We start from the raw sequence: 16,480 nt of genomic DNA, 5'->3' as shown, positions 1-16,480 counted from the left end.
TAACGAAAGCATGAGACAGGAAAAATGATCAAAAGTGCCATTTATCTCATCGCTATTTGTCTGATGCTGACAGGTTGCGAACAGAGCCCCCCTCCTAGCCAGCAGATCCGCGTCGCCAACCAGGGCTTGCTGAGTGCGGATCTGAGCGCTGACGGCAAGCTGGCCATCGTCTCCGGCCTGAGCCAAGGCACCGTCGTCTGGGACCTGGAACAGGGCAAGGAGCGCTGGCGCTGGCGCCAGTCCGATGACCAGAACGACTTCGTCACCCTCACCCGTTTCTCGCCGGATGACAGCCACGCCATCACCGCCTCCCAGCACCGCTTCGCCATCTGGCGTCTGCAAGATGGCCAGTCCCAAGGCTACTATTCGCTTCCTGAATCCAACCTGAGGGATGCGACACTCTCGGCGGACGGTCGCCAGGTGCTGATCGGCCGCGAAGATGGCAAGGCCGAGCTGATCGATACCCAGAGCGGGCGCAGGATCCAGTTTCTCGGCCACACCGAGCAGGTCAACACCGTGGATCTCTCCGCCAATGGCCGCTACGCCCTCACCGGCGGCAACGACTACAGCGCCTACCTGTGGGACACCCGCACCGGGCAGGTAGTGTGGCGCTTCAACCACGGCGGCAGGGTGGTGATGGCCAGGCTCGATCCCGCCGGGCGTTTCGCCTTCACCGCCGACAGCCGCCAGGCCAGCATCTGGGATCTCAAGACTGGTAAAGAAGTGAGCCGGCTGCGCTTTGATCACCGCTTCGAGGTCCATACCAGCGCCCGCTTCGCCAACGACGGCAACTGGCTCATCACCGGCGCCCCCTCCCGCCAGCTCTCCCTGTGGCGGGTCAGCGACGGCAGCCTGCTGCAGAGCTGGCGCGTCTCCCCCCATCCCAAGGTGAAACCGCCGAGCGCTGTGGTCTACGGCGTGGCTTTGCGCGACAATAGTCACCTCGTCAGCGCCAGTTCCAGTGGCCTGGCCGAAATCTGGACAATCAAGTAAGGACCAAAAGGCCCATGAGTCAGCAACTTAACGATCGCCTCGAGACCCTGGAAAGCCGTCTCGCCTATGCCGAATACACGGTGGAGCAACTCAATGAGGAGGTGACCACCCAGGGCCGTGAACTCGATCGGCTCAAGCACCAGATCCAGCTGCTGGTGGACAAGCTGCAGAGCGTGCAACCCAGCCAGATCGCCAGCATGGCCGAAGAGACGCCACCGCCCCATTATTGAGCCGCTGCCGGCCCATAAAAAAACCCGCGATAGACGCGGGTTTTTTTATCGAGCCAGAGGCTGAACTCAGTGCTGGTGACCCTTGCCACCGCAACCGCCACCACCGCAGCAACCGCCGTGGCCCTTCTCCTCACCATGGTCGTGACCGTGATCGTGGCCATGGCCACCACCGCAGCAACCGCCGTGGCCATGGTCATCACCGTGGTCGTGATCGTGGTCATGGCCATGATCGTGACCGCAGCCACCGGCACCGTGAACGTGGCCGTGGGCCAGCTCTTCGGCGGTCGCGGCACGCACGTCCTGGATCTCGACCTTGAAGCCCAGGGTCACACCGGCCAGCGGATGGTTGCCATCCACCTTGATGAACTCTTCGGAGACCTCGATGACGGTCACCGGACGGTGGCCATCGTCGGTCTCGGCAACAAAAGTATCCCCTTCAGACACTTCCATGCCATCGAACAGCTCGCCGGGCACTTCCTGCACCAGAGTCTCGTCATACTCGCCGTAGGCTTGGCCCGGCGTCAGGGTGACGTCGAACGCCTCGCCCACGCTGCGACCTTCCAGCTCGGCTTCGAGGCCGGCGACCAGATAACGGGTACCGTGCAGATACACCAGAGGCTCTTTACCGACAGTGGTGTCGATGACTTCACCGTGTTCGTCGGTGACCGTGTATTCCAGCGTAACCACGCTCAGGGGAGCTACTTTCATGTCAGGGATCCTGCGGATAGAAAAAAACGGGCCCAGAATACCTCAAAAAGGTGGCCAAGCATATGATCTGCCCCGCTCCGGCATGCTGAAAAAGTCAGCAGTCCAAAACGAGCCTCGTCGCACCCCGGGTATATAAGGAAGCCCCTCACTCGGGACTCAACAGCCAGAGCCCAGGTTTGGCCTCGCGGATGGCCTCGGCCACTCCGGCCATCCGGCTCGCCTTTACTCGGGGCGGAACACCCCTATCACCTGCTCGGCCTCGCGGGTGGCCTTGTCTACCTCGGCCTGGGTCTGCACCTGGGTATCCCCACAGTCGACACAGGTCACCTTCTCGACTCCATGCTCCATATACAGCATCATGGTGTCCATCTTGCCGCACGCCGGGCAAACTGCACCGGCAATGAAGCGCTTTTTACGTCTGGTTTCCATTTGTGTTACCTCCAGGCAGCATCATATCAGGGTTTTTACATGCATCACGCCATCGAATATCAGCATTTTTCCACGCCTCATCTGCAGGTCGGTGCCCGCAAACGTTCCCCCCTGGGTCAATTGCTGCGCGTCACCCGGGGAGCGGCGCTGCTGAGACTCGGCTCCCATGAGCTGCTGCTGACGGCGGGCAAGCAGTTCTGGCTCTGCGCCGATGCCCTCGCCGCCTTCACGCCCCTGGCGGGCTGCCGTTACGATCGGTTGACCTGCTCCCTGCGAGTGGCCCAACCCGCCCAGGCGGGCTGGTTGCAGCCTACCCCGCTGATGGATGCCCTGCTGGACAGCCTGGCCAACTGGTCTAGGCCCATCGACTGGCAGGGCGCCCACGGTCATCGCCTGCAGGTCATCCTCGACGAGTTGCAATACTGCCCCATCCAGTCGCAGGCAGATCAACCGCTGCAGGCCGCCTGGCGGGCGCTGGCGAGTGGGCAGGCGGACGGCGATGCGGCCTGGCAGGCCTGCCTCGCCCAGCGCGGCATCGAGGATCCGGCCCTGGCGGCCGATGCCCTGCGCCCCCAGTGGCAGCTGCTGCAGGCGGTGCGTCTGCTCAGAAGCGGCAGCAAGCCCGCTCAGGTGCTGGCCAAGCTCGGCTATGGGGATGAAACGGCGCTGGACGGTGCCTGCCAACGCTGGCTCGGACTGGCGCTCGACACCCTGTCACAGCAGCCCGCCCAGTAAGCCGGATGAGGAAACAAAAAATGGTGAAAGCGATCCAGTTTCATGACCAACGGCCGTTAATAACAGGCAGCTCATTGCTTTCATCATCCTCTATGCTGAATGCCAAGCCGACCGCCACCGTTTAGTTCAACAGGACATCCGCCATGACGAGCAAGGCCAACCAATCCCAGGGCATGTTGCTGTTTCACCTCTCTGCCCGACAATCCTTCGCCATCGGTACCCTCAAGGTGAAGGAGATAGTTCCCTACACCCAGCTCACGGCCATGCCGCACTCGCACCCGACCGTGCTGGGTGCCGCCAGCATGCGCGGCACCACCATACCGGTGATCGACATGGCGATGGCGGTGGGTTACAGGCGCATCGCCAGGGAAGAGATGGCGCAGTGCTTCATCATCATCACCGATTGCCGCCGCACCCTGGTGGGCTTCCTGGTGCGCGGCATCGACAAGATCACCGAGTGCAACTGGCGTGACATAGAGCCGCCGCCCCCCTCCCTCGGCCAGAACGTGTTCGTGACCGGGGTGACCAAGGTGGGCGAGCAGCTGATCCAGCTGCTGGACGTGGAGCTGATCCTGTCTCGGGTCTATCCGGACGATCCCAGCCATCTCTATCCCGTGCTGACCGATGTGCAGCGCGAGCGGCTCAAGCCAATGCGGATCCTGCTGGTGGACGACTCCTCCGTCGCCCGCCGCCAGTTGATGGCGGCCCTCGATTACATCAACATTCCCTACGAGGTGTGCACCAACGGGCGCGATGCCCTCAGCCTGATGCAGGCCAGGGTCGGCCAGGGCAGCCCCATCGACATACTGGTGAGCGACATCGAGATGCCGGGGCTCGACGGTTACGAGCTGGCCTTCGAGGTGCAGAGCGACGCCAAGCTGGCGGAGGCCTACATCATCCTGCACACCTCCCTCTCCAGCGAGATCAGCGTGGAGCGGGCCCATCAGGTCGGGGCCCATGAGGCGCTGACCAAGTTTGAGGCCAACGAACTGATCCAGGCCATGCTGCGCGGCGCCGAGCACCACGACCGCCTGCCCGCCTGACCACCGCGGCGAGCAGAGAGCAGAGGCTCGCCGCCCGCTACTTAGAGCCAGAGCCGTTCCATGCTGACAGAAAGCCACTTCCACGCCCCCTGGTGGGCCCGCAATCCCCATCTGCAGACCATATTGCCGAAGTGGCTGCGACGGGCGCCGGCCCGTTTCGTGGCCGAGCGGTTCGAGCTGGCGGATGGCGATTTCGTCGATCTCGCCTGGAGCGGCCCCATCAGCCAGGATGCCCGGCCGCTGCTGGTGCTGTTTCACGGCCTGGAGGGCAGCATCCACTCCCACTATGCCAAGGGGCTGTTTGCCCACCTGCAGCGGCAGGGGGATGAGGCGGTACTGATGCACTTTCGTGGTTGCAGCGGCGAGCCGAACCGGCTGCTGCGGGCCTATCACTCCGGTGCCATCGAGGATGCGCAGGCGCTGATCGCCGAGCTCGGCCGCCGCTTCCCCGGCAAACCGATGATCGCCATCGGCTACTCCCTGGGGGGCAACATGCTGGTCAATCTGCTGGCGCGCGGCTGTCCGGGCGAGCTGACGGCCGCGGTGGTGATCTCGGCGCCGCTGCAGCTGGCCAGCTGCGCCGATAGGGTCAATCAGGGGTTCTCACGGGTGTATCAGCGCTACTTGCTGCGCACCATGCGCGCCAACCTGCAGAGCAAGATCCGCCACCAGGGCGCCGCCGGTGCCCGCTGGCGGCCGGAGCAGGTGAGCCGTATCGCCACCCTGCGCGACTTCGACGAACAGGTCACCGCCCCCCTGCACGGCTTCGACAGTGCCGATCACTACTACCGGACCTGCTCCGGCCTCAGCCTGCTGGCCAGCATCCCCATCCCGACCCTGGTGCTCCATGCCGCCGACGATCCCTTCATGTCCCAGGCGGTGATCCCGCAACCTGAGCAACTCTCCCCCATGGTGCGCTACGAGCTGAGCCGGCGCGGCGGCCACGTGGGCTTCCTGCACGGCACCCCCTGGCGGCCCCGCTTCTGGCTGGAGGAGCGGATCAGCCTGTGGCTGCGGGAACAGACTCAGGGCGCGAGCCGGTAGCAGTTGCGCCCCTCCCCCTTGGCTTGATAGAGGGCGCCATCCACCCGCTCGAGCAGCATGACCAGGCTCTCTCCCTGGCGCCATTGGGCTATGCCCTGACTCAGGGTGAGATGGGGCGCCACCGCTGACCCCTCGTGGGGCAGGGCGCGAGCCGCCAGGGTATGGCGGATGCGCTCGGCGACCCGCTCGCCGCCCGCCAGATCCGTGTCTTGCAGCAACACCACAAACTCCTCTCCGCCGTAACGGGCCACCAGATCGCCGGACTCCCGCGCGCTCTCTTCCAGACACTCGGCCACCAGGATCAGACACTCATCCCCGGCCTGGTGACCGTAGTGATCGTTGTAACGTTTGAAGAAATCCACGTCGAGCAGGATCAGCGTGAGCGGCGTCTCCAGGGTCGTACCTTGTGCGATGGCGTTCTTGCAGACCCGATCGAAGTGACGGCGGTTGGCGAGCCCGGTCAGGGGGTCCCGATTGGCCATGGCATCCAGCTTGCGCGCCAGCACCAGATTCTCATGCTCCCGCGACACCGCCAGCTCGAACCAGCTGTTGAGCATCCGTCGCCCGGTCTCCAGCACGATCAGCAGCACCCCGACCACAATAAAGTTGAGCATGACGAACTGTTCGGGGCTCCATGAGGCTCGTGCCAACAGAAAAGACAAGGGGGCCGCCGCCAGCGTGTAGAACAGCCGCACATCGCAATAAGAGGCGATGAGGCCAGTCAGCAGCAGCAGGCTGATCATGTTGAAGATAAGGTTGAAGCCCCCCTTCAAGTCGACGATCGAGATGGTATACCCCACCGACGCCCAAGCCATACCCCAGCACAGGCCGCAGACCCACAGAGAGGGTTGCCAGACGGCATGAGGTTGTCGGGAGAGCCATAGCCACCCCATTGGTAGCAGCAGACATACGCAAGCCATGGTGATGAGCTGCCACTCATAGGACCAGGGCAGGGCGTTGACGAGCAACAGGTGAGCATCCCGAAAAATGTAGAAACGGGTCAGCAAGAACAGGATGGCGATCAGATTGATGACCCAGTACCAACGCAGCCCGGCTTTCAGGGCGCGCCGACGTGCCTCGTTCAGGTGCTGATCGAAATGACTGGAGAGGCGGCGCTGTTCAGCAGATAGCATAGACACTCCCGCTTTTGGCCACACAAATCCCTTGCGATTGCGGGTGAGACGCAGACAATATCCACACGCGAGTCACTGAAGATGAAACCATGATTATCCCCTGGCAAGAGCTGGATCCAGATACCCTCAACAACCTGCTCGAGCATTTTGTCTTGCAAGAAGGCACCGAATACGGTGAACAAGATGTCAGCCTGGCCGACAAGGTTGATGAGGTCAGACAACAATTACTACAAGGTAGTGCCGTGCTCGTCTACAGCGAGCTGCACGAGAGTGTCAACGTCGTGCCCAAGGCGACCCTGAGCGGTGCACCACGGGAAGACTACCCGGAATAACGCCTATCCTGTTCTCAACCGGGACATGGATGGAGGCAGGCAGCGGAGGCTTGATGTCAAACCGGGAATGATACCCTGCCGACGCCGGGAGCGGGCCATGCCCGGCGCAGGCTGCGACAACCCCTGACTCCATTGCCGCAGCCAGGAAGCTGGCCCCGGGCGGCCAATGCCTGCGGCCGGGCATCGAAGGCGCACTTGACCGCGCTCCGGCCCTGCCCTTATAACGGAACTCCCAAGGAAGAGAGAACGCTATGTCGGCCAAGCATCCCATCATCGCGGTTACCGGTTCGTCCGGGGCCGGCACCTCCACCTCCACCAATGCCTTCCGATCCATGTTTCATCAGCTGGGTTATCAGGCGGCCGTGGTCGAGGGGGACAGTTTTCATCGCTATACCCGACCCGAGATGGACGTGGCGATCCGCAAGGCGCGCGAGCAGGGGCGCCACATCAGCTATTTCGGCCCCGAGGCCAACGACTTCGGCCTGCTGGAGTCCTTCTTCCAGGAGTACGGCCAGAGCGGCAGCGGCCAGTACCGGCGCTATCTGCACAGCTTCGACGAGGCGGTGCCCTTCAACCAGATGCCGGGCACCTTCACCCCCTGGCAGGATCTGCCGGGGGAGACAGATCTGCTGTTTTATGAGGGCCTGCACGGCGGCGTGGTCACCGGCGAGCACAACGTGGCACGCCACGTGGACTTTCTCATCGGCGTGGTGCCCATCGTCAACCTGGAGTGGATCCAGAAACTCATCCGCGACACCTCGGAGCGCGGCCACTCCCGCGAGGCGGTCACCGACTCCATCGTCCGCTCCATGGATGACTACATCAACTTCATCACGCCGCAGTTCTCCCGCACCCACATCAACTTCCAGCGGGTACCGACCGTCGATACCTCCAACCCCTTCAGCGCCAAGGTGATACCCAGCCTGGACGAGAGTATGCTGGTGATCCGGTTTCGGGGCATCAAGCAGGTGGACTTCCCCTACCTGCTGTCGATGATCGATGGCGCCTTCATGTCCAGGATGAACACCATAGTGGTGCCGGGGGGCAAGATGGGCTTCGCGATGGAGCTGATCCTGCGCCCCCTGATCCAGCAGCTGTTAGAAACCGGCAAGATCACCTGAGCCAAGGAGCTTACGATGCGCGGTGCACTTCTTTCATTCATGTTGGCCAGCCTGCTGGCGGGTTGCAGCACGGGCCCCGCCGCCCCCGCCGTCGAGACGGGCACCATGGTGGTGCGCCCGGCGGACAACTGGCGCTACGGGGCGACGCCGCGCTATGCGCTGGCCGAGCAGTTCCAGTATGCGAGCAACAGTGCGGCGGGCTGGCTGGAGCCGGTGCAGCAGGCCGTCAGCCGGGATCTCAACGGCAAGGGCTGGCAGAGCGTGCCGCTCGATGAGGCCGACGTCTGGGTCGCCATCGGGGTGGCGGGCAGCAAGGACATGAGCGATGGCGAGATCTTCTCCCGCCTCGGCATGACACCTGGCCTGCAGGCCGGCGCCGATGCACGCAAGGGCACCCTGGCCATCATGCTGCTCGATCGGCAGACCCAGCAGACGCTGTGGAGCAGCGCCATCCAGCTCGCCAGCGACACCCCCATCGACGACACGACCCGCCAGCAATTGAGCCAGCAGCTGGCCGAGCAATTATTGGGCGCCCTGCCCCGCTGATGCCGTTCGCCCCATAGCACAACGGCCTGCATGTTGCAGGCCGTTGTTGGCACACACTGGCTGATACCGATGACGGTTACTTGAGATCGCAGCTAAGCAGCGTCACGCCTTTTTGCACCAGGGTGGCATGCTTGTCCTGATGGGAGAAGGTGGTCACCCCATCGGAATAGCTGGCGGTATCTTTGGCCGACTCGATGCGGCCCAGCTTGTGATACACCCCGGCGTAAGGGAACTGCACCATGTCGGCCTGGGCATCATAGGTGATGGCCAACATCTCTTCCCCACACTGATACTGACTGTATTGATACTGGGTCGGCTGCGGCATGCTGCAGGCGGCCAGTCCGAACAGGGGAAGCAACATTATCATCTTTTTCATCGCACTTTCCTTATGTCATGGCGTTATCGACGGGACAAACTACAACTATCAAGCTTCAAGAATTTGATAACTATGAGTAATTTCGACCGCTTTTTCCAACATCAGGGAAACTGAGCAGTACTTTTCCATCGACAGGTCGACCGCGCGGGCCACCTGCTTCTCGGCCAGCCCCTTGCCGGTCACGACGAAGTTGAGATGGATCTTCTCGAATACCCTGGGCACCGACTCGGCTCGCTCCCCGGCAAGCTCCACGTGGCAGGCGGTCACGGACTGACGAGCCTTCTCCAGAATGGAGACCACATCGATGGAGCTGCAACCACCGACCGCCAGCAGGATCATCTCCATCGGGCTGGCACCTTCGCCCGGGTTGGCGCCGTCCAGAGTCACCTGATGACCGGACTCGCTCTCGCCCACAAACTTCATGCCTTCCACCCAGCTGACCTTGGCTTTCATCTCACATTTCCTCTCAATGACAACGGTTCTAACGCTCATAGCATACCTCAGCCAGGGTCCGAGTGGCACAGTCGATTCTCTTGCACAGGGTCAGATCTCTCGTCAGATCGCAGCTTGCGCCGAAAGCTCGACAGACCCTGTCGTAAATAGATCGAAATCAACATCCAGCCCCCTCATCTTGCCTAGAATGACCGGGATGGCGCAGCAGAACGAAGCAAGGGCGACGGGCAAAAGTCCCCAAAGCCTTGTCAGCACAGACAAAGGCTCTTATCCTACTGCGACCCAAACAAGGAATGGCAAGACTGGCAACTTGCCTGGACGCACGAGTCCATAAAAAAGACACTACAGAGGAAGTCTCATGATCATTGGCAAACCGCAAAGCGATCCCACCCTGGAGTGGTTCTTGTCGCATTGCCACATTCATAAGTATCCCGCCAAGAGCACCCTGATCCACGCCGGTGAGAAAGCGGAAACCCTCTACTACATCGTCAAGGGAACAGTCGCCGTCCTGATCAAGGATGACGAAGGCAAGGAGATGATCCTGTCCTACCTGAATCAGGGGGATTTCCTGGGCGAGATGGGGATGTTCGAAGAGAACGAGAATCCGGAACGTTCCGCCTGGGTACGTGCCAAGGGAGCCTGTGAAGTCGCCGAGATCTCCTACAAGAAATTCCGCCAGCTGATCCAGGTCAACCCGGATATCCTGCTGCGCCTCTCCGGCCAGATGGCCAAGCGCCTGCAACACACCAGCCAAAAAGTCGGCAACCTCGCCTTCCTGGACGTGACCGGCCGGATCGCCCAGACCCTGCTCAACCTGGCCAAGCAGCCGGATGCCATGACCCACCCGGATGGCATGCAGATCAAGATCACCCGCCAGGAGATCGGCCAGATCGTCGGTTGCTCTCGCGAAACCGTCGGCCGCATCCTCAAGATGCTGGAGGAGCAGGAGCTCATCTCCGCCCACGGCAAGACCATAGTGGTGTTTGGTACCCGCTGATCGGATCCAAGGCTCCGTCCAGAGCCGTCAGATAAAAGGCTGCCACGGCAGCCTTTTTCGATCATCTTCCCCTATAATCCCGAACGCCCTCCCGTTTCATGGCCTTCGCCAAGAGAGTACCTACGCCTATGCATCTTCAATGCCCCCTGTGCCGCAGCCCCCTGCATCTTCACGAAGCCTCCCGTGGGGTCTATTGCGACAACAAACACCATTTTGACCCGGCGCCCGAGGGTTATCTCGACCTCATCCCCGGCAAGAAGGATCCCAAGGACAGCGATAGCCGCATGCTGATGCGGGCCAAGCGCCACTTCCTGGAACAGGGCCACCAGCTGCCGTTGATCGAGGCGATGAGTGCCCTGCTGGCACCGCTCGGCACTCATGAGCTGATCCACCTCGGCTGCGGCGAGGGCTATTACTGCCGCGCCCTGGCCGAGCGCCTGCCCGGCTGGCGCTTCGGCGGGATCGATCTCGCCAAGAACGCCATCTTCGCCGCCAACAAGGCGCAGCCGGACGGCCACTTCGTCATCGCCGATCCGGCCCGCGCCCCGCTGCAAGCCGGCACGGCCCAGGTGCTGCTGGTCAACGATCTCAAGGTCAAGACCGAGCAGCTGGTCAGCTGGCTGGCACCGGGCGGCTACCTGCTCTACCTGCAGCCGGGCCCCCGCCACCAGTGGCAGCTGAGGGTCAGCCTCAACCCGGTGAGCATGGAGCACCCCCTCAGCTGGCCGACCTTGGCGGGCCTCAACCCGGTTGAGCAGCAGCGCTGCCAGTTCTCCATGACCATGGATCAGGGCCTGCGCGGCCACATCCTGGAAACCAGCCGCCTCGGCTGGCGGGCCGGCGGTGAGCAGCGCCACGCCTTCACCCACCAGGGACCGGATGAGCTGGAGCAGGATGTGTTGCTGGGCCTGTGGCAGAAGCCGCTCTAAGCGCATCCCCTCCCCCATGAAAAAAGGCCCTGACGGGCCTTTTTTATTTCACGGGCATGCACATCGACAGCGCCGCTGACACAGGCAGCTCCCCACGGGAACGAGGGAGATGCGCCTCATTCGAGAGGACGCCCGTTGACGGTGAAGGAGAGCGCCTCGCCCGTCGCCGGGATCGACGCCTGATCCAGCACCTGGCTGGCGCATAGCACGGCGACGCTGCTCGGCTCGCTGGCCGTGGGCAGGTTTATGTGGAACTTGTTCATCACGCCGCCATTGAGGCGATGATTGGCCAGCCGGAAGCGCAGCAGGCCATCACGGGTCTCCACCTGCAGCTGGCAGTCGCGCTCCGCCACCCGCCCCGTGTCATCGCCGTAACTGAAGCCATAGGCGCCGTGCAGCGCCGGGTAGATATAGCTGGGCAAGAGCCCGCGCGGATCGTAATAGCCCACCAGGGTGGTCACCGGCACCCCGAACGCCTGCGGCTTGCGCGGCACCCGCAGATCCACCAGCGGCCCCTCGTTCCAGCGGCTGCCGTCCGAGGTGTAGCTCTTCTTGAAGCCACGGGAGACGGTGATCTGCTGACCGTTGATGAAGAGGGTGCTGTTGTAGGCGGCGCCGTGCTCGACGGTCAGGGTGCGCCCCGCATTCCCAGTCGCCGCGGGCGGCATCTGGATGTTGCGCGTCCAGTTGCCATCCCCCATGGCGACCCTGACCAGATCGTACTCCGCCAGCAGGGCCGTCAGCTTCGCCTCGCTCAAGTCGCTGACCGGCGCGGTGATCTGCTCCAGCAGATCGACCCTGTGCTGGTAGGGCTCCATCCTGGCCGTGGCGGCATTCCACTTGCTGAACCCGGTCGGCGAGCCGGCATCGAACACCGCCTTGCTCTCGAGGAAGCGCTGGATGATGGCGGCCGAGTTCGGGCTGTAGAGGGTGAAGCGGTTGAAGCTGGAGAATGGCGACCCGCCCGCCATGGCGTCGAAGCCGAACGGGTGCTCGTCGAAGGGGGCCTGGCACTGGCCGTCGAGGCAGGTGCTCTGGCCGGTGCGGGTGGCCCCGAAGTTGGGGATGAAGCGGTTGCGATCCCCATCCCAACCCCAGCTCGAGTTGACCGCCTCCGCGCTGCGGTGCACCGAGCCCAGGAAGCCGCCGACATAGTGGCCGAGGCCATAGTTGTGACCCACCTCGTGGCTGAATTCGTTGCCGAGCGAGCTGTCCAGGGTGACTATGCCGCCCCCGCCCGAGCCACCGTGCACCTGCACCCCATTGGCGTACTTGCCGCGGCTGTTGTGGGCCGCGAGCTGCGCCACTACATAGGGATGGCTGCTCTCCCCCTCCCCGGCGGTGCTGTTGATGCCGTAGTTGGCGTTGTCGATGCCCAGAGAGATGAGCTCCTTGCCGATGCGCTGGCGCATGGTGCCCTCGTGCCAGCCGCCCTGACTGGGATCGAAATCGGTGAGCAGGGTGCCATCCGGCAGCATGACTTCAGGCAGCGACAAGGGGGCATACTGGCTAACGATCAGCCGGCTGGTGGGCACCGTCTGGAAGTACTCGCGATGGGCCTCGGGATCCTTGGCGAAGGCAAACTGGTCGCGGGGTGTGGTCAGCATGCCGAGGTCAATGGTGTGAATGAGCAGCTCACTCGGGGCCCCGACCTGCAGATCCGTCAGCTCGCCGCTGAGGGCCCCCTGGCTGAGTTGCAAGGCCAGGCCTGGCCGGATCCAGTCGGCGGGCAGCACGGCGCTCCAGGCGTCGCTCGCATAGCGGATGCCGTTGTTCTCAAGCTCCCCGTCCCGGATCCACTGGCCCCCGGCGAATTTGAACTGCAGGGTCTGGCCACGGGAGAGCGTCACCTGGCGGCCGCTGTAGTGGACGGTCGAGTTATAACCGGCATTGGAGCGGGTACGCACCATCTTGCCCTCCAGCGCCGCCCCGCCCGGCAGCCGCATGTCTCTGACCCACTGGCCGTCGGCGGTCTGGATCTCCACCAGGGCATGTTGCCCCAACCGCTCGAGCAGCAAGGCCCCGGCCGGATCGCTCAGCCGGGCCAGCTCGGCGCTGCTGCGAATGACATTGGTGGTGCCGGCCCCCGGGGTGAAGTCGACCCCCTCCTCCGGCGAGCCGTCGAGGTAATAGGCCGTCTTCGGCAGTTGCTCAGGCGGGTTGAGGGCCAGGGTGCCGAGCGTTTGCCCCGCGCCATCTCGCGCCGTCACCGTCATCGGCACGCCGCTCTCGGCTTGCAGGGGTCTGACCAGCAGCAGGCTCTTGCGCAGGGCCGTCAGCCTTGGCTGGTTGTCCCCCTCAACGGCATGGGACGGCAGGATCTGGCTCTGGGCAAACTGCACCTGCGCCGCCAGCGTGCCTTGCAGATCGTTGAGCGCGGGCTGGGTATTGAATAGCTGAACCGTGGGTGCCTGAACGGTAGGAGCCTGAACCGCGGCCAGCAGGGGGCCGCTCGCCAGCGTCGTCATGATCAGGCTGGCTATGTGAGTTATTTTCATTGTCGTGGTGCTCATTGTTATGGGGCATGTCCACATGCCCTGTTGTAGGAATCTTGCAAGCGAAGGGGTCACCCGCCACATCCGTGCCCCGTGCGGGAGCGGCCTGAGGGCGCTCTTGCCGGGATGCCACGGTGGGGAAAGGGGTGTGCGACGCACACCCCCTTGGGATCAGGGGCAGCTGGCCGCCCCCAGATCTTGCCAGACAGCGTGCCGGCCGGGCTCGTTGCCCTTGGTCCAGTACCTGGCTTTCCATTTGCGGCCGTTGTGGGTGCTGAGCTCTCCCCCACCGTAGGCCACGCCGGCATCCCAGCCGAGCAGGACCTGGCTGAGCAGCGCCCACTGATCCGCGGCGCGGCGCGGCTCGTTGCCCTGGGTCCAGTACTTGGCCTGCCACACCAGCTGGTTGTGGCTCACCCTGTCGCCACCGTTGTAGACCTTGCCGCTCTGCCAGGCGGGCCAGTTGGCCGCGTCCGGATCGGTGCCGTTGCACTCGCCGCCCCCGCCGAGCGGCGTCACGGTGAGACGGGTCTGGCCCTGGCTGTCCAGGGCGCCATCTGTCACCGTGACGGTCAGCTCATACTCGGTCACCACACTCACGCTCGGGGCCGTCACCACCAGGGTGGCGCCGTTCTGGCCGCTGGCACTGAGGCCGGCCGGCACAGTCCACTGGTAGCTGAGCGCATCACCGTTGGGATCTGTGGCGCTGGCGGTAAGGCTCAGCTGCTGGCCCGCTTGCACCGAGACGGGCGCCAGCGCGGCCAGCACGGGCGGCAGGTTAGGCGGTGGCGCCTGGTGGCTCACCTCCATGCGATCCACGGCCGCCAGCCCCTGCTCGTCGGTGACGCGCAGCTCGAACGCCAGCTGGGTATCCTGAGCGACTGTGCCCAGGCTCAGCCTGGCTTGCGCCTGCTCGGCATCCCTCAGCGACGCCTGCGGACCGGCGACCTGCTGCCAGTGGTAGCGCAGGGCACCGTTCTCCGGATCCCTGGAGGCGGCGCCGTCGAGCACCAGCTCGGCCGGGCCCCTGGTGCTCAGATCGCCGCCGGCGTTGGCCAGGGGCGGCAGATTGACCGCAGGTGGCGGCAGCTCGGGTTCGTCATTGCGCTCGCTCACCCCGGCATCGCCGGCCGCTATCCTCGCCTCTATGGTCTGGTGCATGGTGCGCCACTGGTAGCCAAAGAAGACCCCCTCGAAGCGGCCTCCGGTCATGAGGTTGCTCTCCCGATAAGGCTCGTCTCCCGTGTGCCACAACCCCAGGTTGTGGCCCAGCTCGTGGCTCAGGGTGATCGACTGACCATAGACGGCATGGTTGCCAGGGCAGGCGCTCCGGTAGCCCGCGCGCGGCGCACCGCTGTCGGCCCCCATGCCGATGGAGGAGGCCCCTCCCATGCTGCTGCACGCCCTGGCGTCATCCTTGTAGCCGCGCAGCACATAGAGGTTGGAGAAGACCCGATCCGCGTTCGGGATCCAGCCCTCGTTAAATGGGGCCTCCGACTCGGAGCGGTCGGCCTCGTTGGACTGGCCATTGCCATTCTTGTCCCACTCGTGCACCAGCACGCCGTTGTCCACCCAGCTGAGGCTGATGTTGTAGGGGGCATAGCGGCGGCTCATGTCCGCCATGATGGTGGCGCCGTCGTCCCACAGGTGGCTCTGACGCTCACCGGGGAAGGCGATATAGCTGTAGGAGACGCTGACCTCCTTGGGGGCTGTGATGAACAGCCGCACCTGCTCCACCAGCCGATCGTCTGCCAGGATCTCGAGCCAGGTCTCCCCCGCCGCCAGCCCCTGCAGTTGCAGCCGATCCTGGGTCTCGCCCTGCACCAGCTGCAGGCTCGCCAGCGCGGGGTTGGCGATGCGATAACTCAGGGTCACCGGCTGCGGGCCCGCCACCTTGCCGATCAACAGCGCCTCCGGTTCGCCCCGGCTGCTGAGCAGCTTCTGCTTCATGTCAGAGCCCAAGCCCGGGTCGAAGGCCAGCTTGTTGGCCGGATCGGGCAGCACCTGGGCATAGGGGTTCGCCTCCCGCGTCTGCTGCCCCTCGGCCGTCAACCAGAGCTCGTTCTCCTCGTTGGCACGAAAGCCCTGTTCGCTCGGGCCGGAGACATAGGTCAGGCGGAACTCATAGTCCCGATCGGCCCGCAGCTTGATGGGGGCGGTCGGGGTCAACACCTTGCCTGAACCGAGCAGGACGCCGCCCTCGTAGGCGAGTTCACCGCTCTCCTTGTCGGTGAGACGCAGGCTGAACTGACGGTTGTTGCCGCCCCAGAGCCCCTCCTGCACCCTGAACAGGGTGACCTCCAGCGCATCCCCACTCAGGGGATGCCCGGACGAGGCCACCTTGATGTCCCGGCTCAGGCTCTGGCCGGGACCAAACTTCAAGATGCCCGCGGCCATGGGGGCCTCCTGCCAGAGGGTACCCAACTGCTGGGTTTCGCTCGGGATGACCACGGCGGGATCATAGACGGTGACGGGCAATGAAAACGTGGTGGTGCCTGCCCCCACACCCACATAACCATTCCCATCGGGCAAGCCGTTATCGCGCACCTCGTACTTGGCCAGATAGCTGCCGACCTGCTGGGTGTTCACTGTGCCGAGCTGCTTGATACGGGCGCTGAGATCGCCATCGTTCTCGTCCCAGGCGGTCATGTGGGGGGCGAAGGTCGCCCCGAGCGGCAGTTGCAGGGCGAAGTTATTGACCCAGGCCTGCTGGTTGTAGATCCGTGGTGGCGCCTGATCCATGCGCCACTCCCCGGTGATGGAATTCTGCTGTGCCATAGCGCCGGTTCCCACGGCCAGCATGGCGAGCGCCAGGCTGTGCATTTTTCTTGTTTTTATCATTGCATACATCCTTCAATTTCGACCGCAGCGCACCCTGGTGCCTGCGGCGCAACGCAGCCGATCCGCCGATGGCGA

Annotated in this window: 17 protein-coding genes; 10 read left to right on the top strand and 7 right to left on the bottom strand. The window is 63.8% G+C overall.

Translation table 11 applies throughout. The features are described from left to right. Nucleotides 1–24: 24 nt before the first annotated feature. Together KW821_RS13280 and KW821_RS13275 are read left to right on the top strand one after the other, a co-directional pair. On the top strand, nucleotides 25–993 hold the full coding sequence (locus tag KW821_RS13280; RefSeq protein WP_218291773.1) for a WD40 repeat domain-containing protein: 969 nt from the start codon (nucleotides 25–27) through the stop codon (nucleotides 991–993). Nucleotides 994–1,007: 14 nt separating this feature from the next. After that, on the top strand, nucleotides 1,008–1,223 hold the full coding sequence (locus KW821_RS13275; protein WP_025328072.1) for a SlyX family protein: 216 nt from the start codon (nucleotides 1,008–1,010) through the stop codon (nucleotides 1,221–1,223). 66 nt (nucleotides 1,224–1,289) lie between these two features. Here KW821_RS13275 and KW821_RS13270 read toward each other — a convergent pair whose 3' ends face one another. Together KW821_RS13270 and KW821_RS13265 are read right to left on the bottom strand one after the other, a co-directional pair. Next, the gene (locus tag KW821_RS13270; RefSeq protein ID WP_042654199.1) at nucleotides 1,290–1,931 is read right to left on the bottom strand and encodes a peptidylprolyl isomerase; all 642 of its coding nucleotides are present in this window, start codon (nucleotides 1,929–1,931) and stop codon (nucleotides 1,290–1,292) included. Nucleotides 1,932–2,153: 222 nt separating this feature from the next. Further along, the gene (locus KW821_RS13265; RefSeq protein ID WP_033130616.1) at nucleotides 2,154–2,360 is read right to left on the bottom strand and encodes a YheV family putative zinc ribbon protein; all 207 of its coding nucleotides are present in this window, start codon (nucleotides 2,358–2,360) and stop codon (nucleotides 2,154–2,156) included. A gap of 39 nt (nucleotides 2,361–2,399) precedes the next feature. On the opposite strand from KW821_RS13265, the gene KW821_RS13260 reads away from it, so the two are divergent. The 3 genes from KW821_RS13260 (at nucleotide 2,400) to KW821_RS13250 (ending at nucleotide 5,182) form a co-directional block, all read left to right on the top strand. Then, entirely contained in the window at nucleotides 2,400–3,095 is a 696-nt protein-coding gene (locus KW821_RS13260; RefSeq protein ID WP_042654323.1) for a hypothetical protein, read from the top strand. Nucleotides 3,096–3,238: 143 nt separating this feature from the next. Next, nucleotides 3,239–4,138: a chemotaxis protein gene (locus KW821_RS13255; protein WP_042654200.1), complete on the top strand. Its 900-nt coding sequence runs from the start codon at nucleotides 3,239–3,241 to the stop codon at nucleotides 4,136–4,138. Between the two features lie 60 nt (nucleotides 4,139–4,198). Next, nucleotides 4,199–5,182: a hydrolase gene (locus KW821_RS13250; RefSeq protein ID WP_218291772.1), complete on the top strand. Its 984-nt coding sequence runs from the start codon at nucleotides 4,199–4,201 to the stop codon at nucleotides 5,180–5,182. Here KW821_RS13250 and KW821_RS13245 read toward each other — a convergent pair. Then, the gene (locus KW821_RS13245; RefSeq protein WP_218291771.1) at nucleotides 5,164–6,315 is read right to left on the bottom strand and encodes a GGDEF domain-containing protein; all 1,152 of its coding nucleotides are present in this window, start codon (nucleotides 6,313–6,315) and stop codon (nucleotides 5,164–5,166) included. The genes KW821_RS13250 and KW821_RS13245 overlap by 19 nt on opposite strands. Before the next feature lie 89 nt (nucleotides 6,316–6,404). Here KW821_RS13245 and KW821_RS13240 point away from each other — a divergent pair, with 89 nt between their 5' ends. From KW821_RS13240 to KW821_RS13230, 3 genes are all read left to right on the top strand, one after another. Next, entirely contained in the window at nucleotides 6,405–6,647 is a 243-nt protein-coding gene (locus KW821_RS13240) for a YheU family protein (RefSeq protein ID WP_042654203.1), read from the top strand. A gap of 251 nt (nucleotides 6,648–6,898) precedes the next feature. Continuing rightward, on the top strand, nucleotides 6,899–7,768 hold the full coding sequence (locus KW821_RS13235) for a phosphoribulokinase (protein WP_042654204.1): 870 nt from the start codon (nucleotides 6,899–6,901) through the stop codon (nucleotides 7,766–7,768). 15 nt (nucleotides 7,769–7,783) lie between these two features. Next, on the top strand, nucleotides 7,784–8,314 hold the full coding sequence (locus KW821_RS13230) for a DUF4136 domain-containing protein (protein WP_218291770.1): 531 nt from the start codon (nucleotides 7,784–7,786) through the stop codon (nucleotides 8,312–8,314). A 76-nt stretch (nucleotides 8,315–8,390) separates the two neighbouring features. On the opposite strand, the gene KW821_RS13225 is transcribed toward KW821_RS13230, so the two are convergent. Together KW821_RS13225 and KW821_RS13220 are read right to left on the bottom strand one after the other, a co-directional pair. After that, nucleotides 8,391–8,690 (bottom strand): hypothetical protein, encoded by a 300-nt coding sequence (locus tag KW821_RS13225; protein ID WP_042654206.1) that lies wholly within the window; start codon nucleotides 8,688–8,690, stop codon nucleotides 8,391–8,393. 48 nt (nucleotides 8,691–8,738) lie between these two features. Continuing rightward, nucleotides 8,739–9,143 carry an OsmC family protein gene (locus KW821_RS13220; RefSeq protein ID WP_042654207.1) on the bottom strand — a complete coding sequence of 135 codons (405 nt, stop codon included), beginning with the start codon at nucleotides 9,141–9,143 and terminating at the stop codon, nucleotides 8,739–8,741. A 358-nt stretch (nucleotides 9,144–9,501) separates the two neighbouring features. On the opposite strand from KW821_RS13220, the gene crp reads away from it, so the two are divergent. Both crp and KW821_RS13210 read left to right on the top strand, forming a co-directional pair. After that, nucleotides 9,502–10,140 (top strand): cAMP-activated global transcriptional regulator CRP, encoded by a 639-nt coding sequence (crp, locus tag KW821_RS13215; RefSeq protein ID WP_025328082.1) that lies wholly within the window; start codon nucleotides 9,502–9,504, stop codon nucleotides 10,138–10,140. Between the two features lie 128 nt (nucleotides 10,141–10,268). Further along, complete coding sequence (locus KW821_RS13210) at nucleotides 10,269–11,069, top strand: putative RNA methyltransferase (protein WP_218291769.1); 801 nt, start codon at nucleotides 10,269–10,271, stop codon at nucleotides 11,067–11,069. A 116-nt stretch (nucleotides 11,070–11,185) separates the two neighbouring features. Here the strand turns inward: KW821_RS13210 and KW821_RS13205 are convergent, their stop codons facing one another. Together KW821_RS13205 and KW821_RS13200 are read right to left on the bottom strand one after the other, a co-directional pair. Next, nucleotides 11,186–13,567, bottom strand: a complete 2,382-nt coding sequence (locus KW821_RS13205) for a M66 family metalloprotease (RefSeq protein ID WP_371317611.1) — start codon at nucleotides 13,565–13,567, stop codon at nucleotides 11,186–11,188. A gap of 168 nt (nucleotides 13,568–13,735) precedes the next feature. Next, the gene (locus tag KW821_RS13200; RefSeq protein WP_218291767.1) at nucleotides 13,736–16,405 is read right to left on the bottom strand and encodes a carbohydrate-binding protein; all 2,670 of its coding nucleotides are present in this window, start codon (nucleotides 16,403–16,405) and stop codon (nucleotides 13,736–13,738) included. Between the last annotated feature and the right edge of the window lie 75 nt (nucleotides 16,406–16,480).

The organism is Aeromonas sp. sif2416 (assembly GCF_019218665.1).
Classification (GTDB): Bacteria; Pseudomonadota; Gammaproteobacteria; order Enterobacterales; family Aeromonadaceae; genus Aeromonas; species Aeromonas encheleia.
Note: the sequence above shows the minus strand (reverse complement) of the source record. Positions and strands in the feature narration are given on the sequence as shown.